We start from the raw sequence: 11,603 nt of genomic DNA on the forward strand, positions 1-11,603 counted from the left end.
GTTAAGTAATGAGAATTAAATAAAATCCCCTTTTCCTGTTTGTTGTGGGATGGGCGCCCCGCCCGACCTTTCTGGGCGGGCGGGACGCCCATCCCACAAGAAAAAAGGGAAATTATTTAATTGACGATCCTAAATCATTCCGATGCAACCGGAATTAATATTAAATTCCTTAAATCCGAAGAAAGCGAATCCGTTGCAGAACTTCATTCTTTGGCCACAACAACAAAACAGAAAAAACCCGGTTTGTCCAAGAAACCGGGTTTTTGAATACCCTCAAAGTTTTAGGTTTAATAAAGCTTTGATTCTTAACTCAAAACTCTCACGACTCACAACTTAAAACTCTTGAGATTTGGCTGTTGTTTTTGCCCGATCGAGCTTTAAAATCAACACCCCCAAAGGTGGCAAACACAAGTCGATCGAATAAGCACTATTGTGGAACCACCACTCATCAGTCCACTTGCCCCCCAAATTCCCCATATTGCTACCGCCATATTCCCGCGCGTCGCTGTTAAACAACTCCGTATAGAAACCTGGTTCCGGCACTCCTACGCGATAGTGAGAGTGCGGCTGGGGCGTAAAATTGCACACCGTCACCACAAACTCGTCGCCATCCTTCTCTCGGCGCACAAAGGCCACGACGCTGTGCCGATTGTCACTGCAATCAATCCACTCAAACCCATCCTCAGCAAAATCTTGACTGTAAAGTGCCGTTTCGCTGCGGTACAAATTGTTCAAATCTTTAAAAAACAGCTTCAACTTTTGGTGCGGCTCGAATTGTAGCAACTGCCACTGCAAATCCCCCCAAACGTTCCACTCGTGCCACTGGCCGAACTCCATCCCCATAAAGATCGTTTTCTTGCCGGGATGAGCAAACATAAAAGTAAACAAACACCGCACGTTTGCAAACTTTTGCCATTCGTCTCCTGGCATTTTCCCGATGATGTGAGCCTTGCCGTGGACTACCTCATCGTGGGACAAAGCCAGCATGAAATTCTCGCTGTGGTTGTACCACATACTGAAAGTTATGTTGTTCTGGTGGAACTGGCGGAACCACGGGTCCATGTGGTAATAGTCGAGCATATCGTGCATCCAACCCATGTTCCACTTCAGGTTGAAGCCCAAACCGCCTACATAGGTCGGCCAAGATACCATCGGCCAAGAGGTAGATTCTTCGGCGATCGACAGCGCACCTGGGAAATAGCTAAAAATGACGTGATTCGCCTGACGCAGAAAATCTGCAGCCTCGATATTTTCCCGGCCCCCGTACTGGTTGGTCAGCCATTCTCCCGGTTCGCGGCAGTAATCCAAATAAAGCATCGAGGCTACGGCATCTACGCGAATCCCGTCGATGTGGTACTTGTCAAACCAGAACAGAGCGTTTGATACTAGGAAATTCCGCACTTCGTTGCGGCCGTAGTTAAATACTAGGGTTCCCCACTCTTTGTGCTCGCCCTTGCGGGAGTCGGCGTGTTCGTACAAGTGAGTTCCGTCAAAGAAAGCCAAGCCGTGGCCGTCTTTGGGGAAATGTCCCGGTACCCAGTCCACCAGTACGCCAATGCCGTTGGCGTGGCACTGGTCAACAAAATACATGAAATCTTCAGGTGTGCCGTAGCGGGAGGTTGGGGCGAAATAACCGGTGACTTGATAGCCCCAAGAACCGTCGAAAGGATGTTCGGCGATGGGCAGCATTTCGATGTGGGTGAATCCCAAATCTTTGACGTAGGGTATCAGCCGATCGGCTAATTCCCGGTAAGTCAGAAAGCGCGCCCCAGGATTGAGTTCCGAAACCTGCACGGCGGGTTGTATTTCCCCATTTGGTAGCACGGCGGGTTCGTCAGTAGCGGCGTGCAGCCAAGAACCGATGTGGCATTCGTAAACCGAAACCGGCTGCGTCAGTGGGTCTGTGTGCCGCCGCTTTTCGATCCAAGCGCTGTCGTTCCAAGTGTAGGTGCTTAAGTCGGTGACAATTGATGCTGTTTTCGGCCGCACTTCTTGCTGGAAACCGTAAGGATCGGACTTTTCGTAGGGATGTCCGTCTTGGTTTTTCACTTCGTATTTGTAGGAAGTTCCCACGGATAGTCCCGGAATAAATAATTCCCAGATGCCGTTTTGCGATTTCCGCATTTGATGTTTGCGGCCGTCCCAATAGTTGAAATCTCCTAAAACAGAGACATTGCGGGCATTCGGGGCCCAAACGGCAAAATATACTCCTGTGATGCCACCTACTTCGGTGAGGTGCGCCCCGAGTTTTTCGTAAATCCGGTGGTGATTGCCTTCTGAGAATAGGTGCTGGTCGAATTCTGTGAGTTTGGGCGATCGAAAGGCGTAGGGATCGTAGATGAAGCGCTCGTGTTCCCCTTCTTTGACCCGCAATTGATAGTTTGCTAGTTCTGGGGTGTCGATCGTACATTCAAAAAAGTGAGGGTGATGCTCTGATTTCATCGAGTATTCGGCCCTGGCTTCCGGCAAAACTACCGATACCGCATCCGCATTCGGCAGATAAGCTCGGACGACCCAGACTTTTTTGCCATTTTCTTCGATCGCATGAGGGCCTAGCACTTCAAATGGATCGTGGTGCTGATTCCAAACAATGCGGTCAATCTGTTCAAAGGGGACGGTCGCGGGCATAAAACTACTTACCTCAATCTTTTAACTAAATGGCTTTCAAAACCTAGAGCGGCGCTGCACTTTACATTTCGATACATTTTTGATTGCTGATCCTACCACTGATTAGCACGATCTTGACTGCTGCAGATCCAGCGCGCGTCCTTGCACACACAGCAGGCTGTTGTCTTGCCGACGGCCGAGCTGGGGTTTTACTGCTAACATCTAAGTATAGAAATAGTGAACGAACCTGACGGTCAACTGACTACAGTTAGACCGCAGGCTTCTTTTTCCTTTTTTTCAAAGGCTTTTTTGAGTGACGGAGTTCCCCCGCCACTTTCGTAACTTAGACCAATTCTCTTTATAAGCTTAGCTGAGTTTTTATCTCGATCCAAAGATTCTCCGCATTGACAAGAATGCCAGCGCTCCGACAATTCTTTCGGTACTTTGTTGAGGCAATTCCAGCAATGTTGAGAAGTTCCTCTTGGAGAGACAAACAAAATGCTTTTACCCAATTTCCAGGCGACATATTTTAGGACGCTGGCGAATTGCCCATGAGCAGCATCAAGCATGGATTTATTCAAGCCACTTTTAGCTGACTGACCGTTCGGCAAATAAACCAAATTACCATTTTCAACATCAGTCTTGGGCTTGGCACGTCTAGTTAAATTTTTGACACTCAAGTCTTCAACAACTAAAACCTCACATTTACCGAATAGCTCATGTGCAGTTTTAAACTGAAAATCTAATCTAGCTCTAGCTACAAACTGATGGAGTTTGGAAATCTTGTCCTTGATAATCTTCCCAGGCTTAGAACCCTTGACTCTATTAGCTAAGTTCGCTTGAAGTTTTGCCAATTTCTGGGCCGACTTCCTCAAAAACCTAGGATTCTCAACTCTCTCGCCATTGGAAAGATAGACGTAATTAGTGATTCCCAGATCGATGCCAACAGTATTTTCGACCGTCGGTTGAATTTCTGCAACCGTTACGGGAACTGTTTTATCTTCTAGCGTCAGGGAGATATACCACCCATCAGCTTCTCTGATAACTGTTCCCGTCTTAACTGTGAACCTTGTTGGTATTGGACGGTGGAAAACCATAGGTACTTGACCTATTTTTGCGAGGTCAATACAAATCCTATTTTGCTCGTCCTTGACAATATCAAGATTGTCTAGTTGAGGATAAGTGAAAGATTTGTAGTAATGAAGCCCTTTGAATCTGGGCTTGCCTCTACGATTGCCATTTTTATCGGGCGTCGTGAAATTTGAAAAGGAAGTTTCCACTCGGTTGACGACATCTTGCAAAACCTGAGAGTCCAACACTTTATAATCAGGAAATAGCTTTTTTGTGTTTTTCAGGTCAGCCAGTTGTATGGTTTGCCACTGTACATATCCGCCTTCAATGTTCGATAAAACGTCACCTTTCCTGGTCAAAGGATTGCCTGACTCATCCTTTTTTCTACCATCCCTAGTTTGCACTCTCGTCAAAGGAATATTTTGATAAATTTCCTCAATCGGGACTATCGAAACAATCAAGGGGCAGGCGTTGATAGGTGTTCTCGTGGCTGACCACCACCTAAATCTATCGCCAAGTCGGTAGTTGTACTGCCGACGACAGAGCTCTAGGTGAGCCACCATCGTTGTTAGTTGGGCTTTTGTGGGTTTGAGGCGGTATTTGTAAGTGAGTTGCATTTTTTAACTTTCTTTTTTCGACCTTTGCATAGTATAGTTTGTGTATGTCCAAAATGCCACACCAAAGATTACCATTTCAACACTTAGGAAGTACATCGAAAATCAAGATACTTCCGAAGATTAATTCATAGTGGCTAAGTCTAATTGTCGGTTTCCGTCCCTCCACCCGACGCTTCTTTCCATCACGCGGGCGTAATTTATTCGGGGTACTTCGCGCAGCGCTCAGATGTGTCCCCTCTAAATATACCGAGGGACTTCCCGGCTGGTAGTTAAAACAAATTGAAAAATTTATATTTTTTCCCAAATATCCTTGACTTATTTTTTTATATGTGATAAGGGATATTTTTAAACTCTTGTCGATTGGCGACTGCAGGATGGTCAACCCTGTAAGCGTTGGGGAGCAGTTAATAGTTTACCTGGAATTTTCAGGCAGGGAGAATCGCCCGATCGGTAGACTTTCACATCTCGGAGGCGGGGTTTGCCCACAAAGTCCGTGAATTTGGGCAATACGCTCAAACGGCGAAGGATGCTTAACTCGGTATTGAGGAATCAAAGCTAAAGGACTCAGCATGGCGACAGCAGCAAGCAATATCTGCCATGCTCAAGGCATCGCCTACGAAACTAGCACCATCCTACCAGCGACGGTGCAATAGGTTTAAAGCAGCACTCAGGCGCAACTGGAGCGAGTTTTGCCGAGGCCGGGTTAATACCGCAGTGGCGCGGCGCCAATTGAATCACTAAACTGGCTCAAAACAGACGGGTCGATTTGCTTGCCCGCAGCGGCGCGAAACTCGCAGTAAACACATCGAGTAGCAATGTCGATGCTTTCATCGAGCCTGTATTCGATCATCGAAGCCTCAGCTTACTTTCCTCTCGTCTGCGGGCAACAGCGGCGGGGAAGGAAAACGAGACTCGATCGTGCAAAATTTTCGTCGCGTCTGCGCTCGCCTCCGGTTGACCAAGAATTTCAAAGGTGGTACCCGCCACGTGATTTATCCGTGGAATCAATCCCAAATCGAAAATCGAAAATCCTCAAGCCCCCGCATTTATCCGTGGGGTCGCCTCTAAAATCTAAAATCTAAAATCTAAAATCGATTGACCTTCGAGTTGAGGCAGCAGCACGGGCACTGTCTTCAAACCTCTCGTCAGAGACTTGAGTTTCAAAACCGGCAGGCCGGGGGTCAAGTTTTCCACTTCAAAGGGGATGCCCTTGTAACCCAGCGCTAAGCGGACTTTGCTGCAGTAAGGGGATGTACGGAACAGTAGTAAAAGCATCAGACTACAACTAACACCCAACTTGAGACCTAGACCTCTGAGATGAAAAAATGCGAGGAGCGAACGATTTTTCACCTGGAGGCTAGGCTCGTTGGGCAAACACTCTCGGATCGCCCTAGTTAGGGAGACTTTTTAGGAGAAGGGGCAGGGGTAGTAGTTGCACCAGTCCCAGGAGTGGACTTTGGAGATGCAGAAGAAGCAGGGGGAGTAGTAGTAGTGCCAGTGCCACCAGTGCCGCCCGGAGAGGGGCTAGGGGAGCTGGGGGTGGTGGTATCTCCTCCGCAGGCGCCGAGGGCTACTGCCAAGCCCACGACCAAAGTCAAACGAATTAATCCCTTGTTCATAAAAACTCCTTAACATTGAAAACCCATCGCAAGGAAGGGAATAGTGTACTTGAGAAACAATGCTGGCACGAATAGCTCAACGATTCGCTCGTTGATTACAATACTGCATTTATTAATAAATTTCACATAGATTATCGCTAACCAGCAAAGATTTCTTTTTTTTGGCAAATCCTGAAGTCAAAGAGACCAGTGGTAGGATGGGTTGGTTGGCTTGTGAGGTATCCTTGGTAAGGATAACCGATCGAACCCAGATTGCCACAACTGGCGCTCGCCCTTGAAAAAAAACTCTTAAGCTCAATCAAGCTGAAGCTACCCCACTTTACGTATTGGTGAACTCTATGACCGCTGCTATCAGATCCCCCGATTCTCCCCGCTCCCGATCGACCCGCAAGCCCGCTGCTGGCCCAGCCAAAAGCAAAGTTACTTCTATTGCCAGAGCTAGGCGGGCGAAGACAGGGCCGGTATTGCCCAACTACTCGCCAGCCGAAGAACAGGCTATTGCTCGATCGTCCGCATCGGTGCTGAAAGTCCTGCCCAATCGCCAGCAGCAGCCAGTGTGGTTGCGATCGCTCCTGCAGGCACAGCGCGCCTCCTCAGTGGTAGCAGTTATGCTTTTGGGCGGTGCTCTGAGTCTCTACGGCTTGACAGTTTACGGCGAGCAGCGCTGGAGTCAGGAGTATCAAAAATTGGAAACTCTGCGTCTCCGGGAACAGCAATTGAGTGCTTCTAGCGAAGTATTGAAACACCAACTTGCTAAAGAAGCCCAAAATCCCGAAACCGGTTTGGCTCGGCAGAATCCTGGGGACACGATTTTCTTGCAGCCGGCCCCTGAAACCCGATCGCCCGTTGCGGCACCAAATTCTGAGCCCGCTCTCAAGAATCGAGCCGGTGTGGAAACACCGCTGGGCTATTAAACCTGTGTCAAAGCGGAGAGCGCCCTCCGGGCCTGAGTGTCCGAGGGCCTGAGAATTGGAGGATATAATTTCTTTTTTGGCTTTTTTGCAAGTCGCGATCGATTTTCTGCTTCCAACCGGAAGTTAAAAGTTAAAAATAATTAACACCACTTCAAAAAACAGAAGGCAACTGTAGGTGTGATCCAAACCCTGATAGGGATTGCCAATTCCCAAGTCGTGAATTTTCTCTTTTAACATTTAAGTTATAAATTCTAAATTCTAAAACGCTCTAACTTGCTATTGAATTTTTAATGCCATGAGCTACGACCCCCGTTTTGACCGCTACAGATCGCCGAATTTCAAACGCACAAAACAGGCGGGCGATTCCCTACGGGATAGCTTCGCCGCGCGTACTGGGTGGGAAAAACCAGCCAAACCTAGAGCTTCGGGCAGTTTCGGCCGATCGCCACAACAGACGGCTGCATCTTGGGGGCGACCGGTGGAGCGTTTAAAGCGCAGCAAGTTCCGTTTGTGGGCCGTGTGGGCGGTGTTGATGCTGGGGGGGCTGGGGCTGGCTGTGAATTTGTTTTATTTGCAGGTGACGCGAGCTCCGGCGCTGCGTAAACAGGCTCTTCAGCAGCAAACTCTCAAAACGAAGCCGTTTGTGCCCAGACGCCCGATAGTTGACCGCGCAGGGAATGTTTTGGCGATCGACAGACAGGTGTACACGCTCTACGCTCACCCGAAGTTGTTTAACCACTCGAAGGCGGAAATTGCTGCTAAATTGGCTCCGATGTTGGCGATCGAACTGACTCCGGGCACTACGTCGGAAACTGAGTTGATACGCAGGTTTAATCTTGCCGAAAGCGGTATTACAATTGCGGAGTCTCTGCCTCAAGAGGTTGCCGATCGCGTCGCTGGGATGCAAATTAAAGAGAGTCTGGTGGATGGCTTGGAGTTGCTGCGTCAGCAGCAGCGTTTTTACCCGCAGCAGGAGTTGGCGGCGGATATCCTCGGTTATGTGGACGGGGAACGGAAGGGACAAGCCGGGGTGGAATACAGCCAGCAGAATTTGTTGGAACGATCGATGCCGTCGATTCAGTTTAGCAGGTCGAGCAATGGGAATTGGGTTCCCGATCGGCTGACGGCGGGATTTGTGCAGCTTGATGACTTGAAATTGCAATTGACGATCGACAGTCGCTTGCAGCGGGCTGCGCGAGTTGCTCTCAAGGAAAAAATGAAGCAACACAATGCGAAGCGGGGCACAGTGATTGTGATGGATGCCCGTAACGGGGAATTGCTGTCAGTGGTAGCGGAACCTTCTTATGACCCGAATCAATATTTTAATTTCGATTTGTCGCGCTATAAAAATTGGGCTGTCACTGATGTTTATGAGCCTGGTTCGACTTTTAAAGCGATTAATGTGGCGATCGCTCTGGAAGCGGGTGCGGTGAAACCTAATACTGTGTTTAACGATGAAGGTCGGATTTACATGAATCCCTGGACTATCCAAAATTCCGATTACAAAATCGTAGGCGCGCGCGGCCCTTCCACTGTTACTGAGATTTTGAAACATTCTAGCAATGTGGGGATGGTACACATCATGAGAACCATGAAACCTTCTCTTTACTATCAAGCTTTAGAAAAACTCGGACTCGGACAAACTGCGGGAACAGATTTGCCTTTTGAAGTAACCAGTCAGCTTAAAAATCGAGAGCAATTTATTAACTCTCCGGTGGAAGTTGCTACTACGGCTTTTGGGCAAGGTTTTTCGATAACTCCGATGCAGTTGGTGCAACTTAACGGCGCTTTGGCTAACGGCGGCAAGTTGGTGACTCCTCATGTTGTGCGGGGACTTTTTGATAGAGATGGTGAAGCTTATTGGAAGCTTCCCAGGCCGGTTCCGAAGCAGGTTTTTTCGCCGGAAACTACTAAGCAGGTGTTAGAAATGATGGAAACTGTGGTTGATGGTGGTACGGGGAAAGCTGCACAAATTCCTGGGTATCGGATTGCTGGAAAAACGGGTACGGCTCAAAAAGCTAATGCTGGTGGGGGTTATTCTGACAAGGCGATTATTACTAGCTTTGTGGGGATCATGCCTGTGGAGGCTCCTCGGTATGTGGTGCTGGCGGTGATTGATGAGCCTAAAGAGGGTTCTTCGGGGGGTACGGTGGCGGCGCCGATTGTGGAGTCGGTGATGGAGGCGTTGATTTCTATTGAGAAGATTGCGCCGAGTAAGAAGTAGTTGATTATATCTGATATCAAATCCGTTAGCATCGGAATAGTAAATCCGAGTTCACTGTTGACTGTTCACTGTTGACTGTTCACTGTTGACTGTTCACTGTTGACTGTTCACTGTCAACCGTCAACCGTCAACCATTGGTAACAAGTTAAGCTAAGAAAGGATTTGTCAATCAGCAATTATACTCAACATTTACTCGGATTTTGGGCATAAAACTGAGATTTGGGCGGTTTAGGAATCATGCCGAGGGTGATATTTATACCTACTTTCTCTCAAATCGTGAATTTTCCACTCCTAAAAAAGCAGTTTTTTGAGTAATATTACTGATTGACAAATGCAATTAAGTCTTAACTTGTCACCAATGACCGTCAACCGTCACCCGTCAACCGTCAACATCATAAGGAGTGTAACCGGAAATGATATGAGATGTTGCGTCAGGAATTGACGCTCGAATTTGACGCTCGAAAACACGGCTATTGAGGACACGGCAATGCCGTTTCCCTACCCCCAACATAATTCATCGCCCTGTCAGTAACAATATCTTTTGTTTTCGTTGGGTTTTAATTGTCTTTGGGAGGTGCGTTTATGTCCTAAAAGAGTGGAGATGATGATGCAGCGTTGGCTCTTTCTTAAGTTGGGATGATATAGTGTTAGGGTTCCTTTGGCTCTTATACTCGTTAGCGTGCAGTCGTGGTCGCTTCGAGATACGGGGCAACCTCGATGGTTGAACATGACTCGCCGGATTGTGCCGTTTGTTTTTTGCTCGTTGTTTTCATTTACTTGGAGCACTGTTGTTTCATTTGTATCTATTTGAATTTGCGGTTCTAGGTTTTTCCATTGACTGGCTGGTACTTGGCCTGGGGGAATGTCGGCTGGGTGAACGGCTATTTGTACATTTTCTCCTACTTGTTTGAAGCTGGCTTGCCATGAAATTTTGGATCGTTTGGCGTTGCTGTGTGCAAGTTCCATTGCCCAATAAGCTCGATCGAGCGATACCTTTAAACGGTGGTTGTTGATAAACATTAGCCAAGAGGGGGCGACGATCGCACTAAATATTCCTATGATTAAAATAATTATCAATAGCTCAATCATGGTAAAACCTGGGGCAGGTGTAGTGGCTCTGCCTTTTAGCATTTTATTTATTGACACGTAGATGCACTCCCTGATATTTAGCTGGCCCAAAAAACAGCTAGGAGGAGCTATTTTTTATTGGGTATATTTTAACTTTGGGTTTGGCTAGTGTGTAGATCGGTATTTACTGAAAATTTATGCGACTTTAAAAAAAACTGCGGGTAAGAAAACGGCAGTCAAGAAACGGTAGTGCGGTTTCCCTACAGCAATTTTGTCGATCGCCCGATCGCACCAGAGCGCGAAGCTATAGCAGGAGGCAGGAGGTAGAAGGCAGGAGGCAGGAGGCAGACGTAATCAGAGCAAGGGTTTCAGCAATCGATCTCCTCCGGCGCCGCCAAGGCGGTTGCTATATGTAGGGAGCATCTCAATGAAAGCAGCCAAGGTAGAAGTTGGAGTTTTTAGGCAGGAGGTAGAAGGCAGGAGGCAGAAGGAAAGCTCTCCTGAGTTTATGGCGTAAAATATAGCAATCAATACAGTGATAGTGATGAATTTTAATTTAGGGCTTGCTGAATAAGTTAAGAAAAATCGCGTAGGCGTAGCCAGCCGTAGGCATCGCACTTGATTGGCAATTCAAGCTCGGGGAGACATAACTTTTTGTTGACTATAACTTGCCCAGTTATAGCTTTTAATAATCATTAAACCATAAATAGGTGTGATTTTCGGTTTGTGACATAAAAACGCACAAAAAACCCGTCTTAACCAGGTAGAAAGGTTAATTACTAAAAAAGTTTGGGCAATGGCTGTTTCCGAAGTATTATCAAGTTTTGTCATCACCCGATTCAGGCTAAATCTTCTTTTTCGCAAGTCCCAAATTTGCCCTCAATCGCATTTCTAATTCTCTCATCTTCTGAGGCTTGTTTCTTTGTTTCCTTACTGACATTTGCTGGTGGCCTTCCTAAAGGGGGGCCACTAATTCTAATTCCTCTTTCTTTACACCAAGCTCGATTTTCTCGCGCTTCGATAAATGCGATCTGCGTGGACTGATTCTGGATAGTATCCTGTGTAAATTTTAAATGCTTCAAATGAGTGCTTTTAAGTCTCCTGATTCATTAAAGTTATCCCAACTTATCCGGTCTAAAAATACATATCCTTCAAAGCAACTCGCTGACAGTTTGGCTCCAAACTCTACAGGTTTCCCTGCTTTCCCTCTGACAATGGGACGGATGTGGGGTTGGCTTAAACTTACTATTCTGTCCGATATACTCGGTTTTTTATTTTCAAATAACCAAAGTTGTTGCCGATAGACTTCTGTGAGAACTAGCAAGGTTTTATATTGCTTCTTGGTCAGACTTTGTAGGGTGGCATCTGAGTCGATTAGCTGTTCAATATGAGCGAGGTTTCTTTTAATATATTGCAGTTGTTTTTTAAGGGCTTGGATTTTTTTGTTTCGTTTAGGTCGTCGTTGTTTGGCTACTGCTAAGTA

At 47.1% G+C, this 11,603-nt stretch carries 8 protein-coding genes and 1 pseudogene; 2 read left to right on the forward strand and 7 right to left on the reverse strand.

Translation table 11 applies throughout. The annotated features are described in order from the left end of the window. Positions 1–333 precede the first annotated feature (333 nt). The 5 genes from glgB to QUB35_RS36535 all read right to left on the reverse strand — a co-directional run bounded on the left by glgB (position 334) and on the right by QUB35_RS36535 (position 5,914). On the reverse strand, positions 334–2,628 hold the full coding sequence (gene glgB, locus QUB35_RS36515) for a 1,4-alpha-glucan branching enzyme (protein ID WP_333147585.1): 2,295 nt from the start codon (positions 2,626–2,628) through the stop codon (positions 334–336). Positions 2,629–2,861: 233 nt separating this feature from the next. Next, on the reverse strand, positions 2,862–4,295 hold the full coding sequence (locus QUB35_RS36520; RefSeq protein ID WP_333147587.1) for a transposase: 1,434 nt from the start codon (positions 4,293–4,295) through the stop codon (positions 2,862–2,864). Positions 4,296–4,998: 703 nt separating this feature from the next. Continuing rightward, positions 4,999–5,145 (reverse strand): hypothetical protein, encoded by a 147-nt coding sequence (locus tag QUB35_RS36525; protein ID WP_333147589.1) that lies wholly within the window; start codon positions 5,143–5,145, stop codon positions 4,999–5,001. A gap of 221 nt (positions 5,146–5,366) precedes the next feature. Continuing rightward, positions 5,367–5,570 (reverse strand): glutathione S-transferase N-terminal domain-containing protein, encoded by a 204-nt coding sequence (locus tag QUB35_RS36530; RefSeq protein ID WP_333147591.1) that lies wholly within the window; start codon positions 5,568–5,570, stop codon positions 5,367–5,369. Between the two features lie 119 nt (positions 5,571–5,689). Then, the gene (locus tag QUB35_RS36535) at positions 5,690–5,914 is read right to left on the reverse strand and encodes a serine protease (protein WP_333147593.1); all 225 of its coding nucleotides are present in this window, start codon (positions 5,912–5,914) and stop codon (positions 5,690–5,692) included. A 338-nt stretch (positions 5,915–6,252) separates the two neighbouring features. Here QUB35_RS36535 and QUB35_RS36540 point away from each other — a divergent pair, with 338 nt between their 5' ends. Beyond that, positions 6,253–6,828 (forward strand): hypothetical protein, encoded by a 576-nt coding sequence (locus QUB35_RS36540; protein WP_333147595.1) that lies wholly within the window; start codon positions 6,253–6,255, stop codon positions 6,826–6,828. Positions 6,829–7,123: 295 nt separating this feature from the next. After that, positions 7,124–9,052 (forward strand): penicillin-binding protein 2, encoded by a 1,929-nt coding sequence (locus QUB35_RS36545; protein ID WP_333147597.1) that lies wholly within the window; start codon positions 7,124–7,126, stop codon positions 9,050–9,052. 525 nt (positions 9,053–9,577) lie between these two features. Here the strand turns inward: QUB35_RS36545 and QUB35_RS36550 are convergent. Continuing rightward, entirely contained in the window at positions 9,578–10,198 is a 621-nt protein-coding gene (locus tag QUB35_RS36550) for a transcriptional regulator (RefSeq protein ID WP_333147599.1), read from the reverse strand. 552 nt (positions 10,199–10,750) lie between these two features. After that, a pseudogene (locus QUB35_RS36555) lies at positions 10,751–11,603 on the reverse strand (transposase); the annotation flags it as partial.

This window comes from Microcoleus sp. B13-B6, assembly GCF_036705405.1.
Taxonomy (GTDB): Bacteria; Cyanobacteriota; Cyanobacteriia; order Cyanobacteriales; family Microcoleaceae; genus Microcoleus.

Coding starts and splice junctions, on each gene's coding strand:
- glgB (WP_333147585.1), bottom strand. CDS start 2,628: ATGCCCGCGACCGTCCCCTTTGAACAGATTGACCGCATTGTTTGGAAT.
- QUB35_RS36540 (WP_333147595.1), top strand. CDS start 6,253: ATGACCGCTGCTATCAGATCCCCCGATTCTCCCCGCTCCCGATCGACC.
- QUB35_RS36530 (WP_333147591.1), bottom strand. CDS start 5,570: ATGCTTTTACTACTGTTCCGTACATCCCCTTACTGCAGCAAAGTCCGC.
- QUB35_RS36520 (WP_333147587.1), bottom strand. CDS start 4,295: ATGCAACTCACTTACAAATACCGCCTCAAACCCACAAAAGCCCAACTA.
- QUB35_RS36545 (WP_333147597.1), top strand. CDS start 7,124: ATGAGCTACGACCCCCGTTTTGACCGCTACAGATCGCCGAATTTCAAA.
- QUB35_RS36535 (WP_333147593.1), bottom strand. CDS start 5,914: ATGAACAAGGGATTAATTCGTTTGACTTTGGTCGTGGGCTTGGCAGTA.
- QUB35_RS36525 (WP_333147589.1), bottom strand. CDS start 5,145: ATGATCGAATACAGGCTCGATGAAAGCATCGACATTGCTACTCGATGT.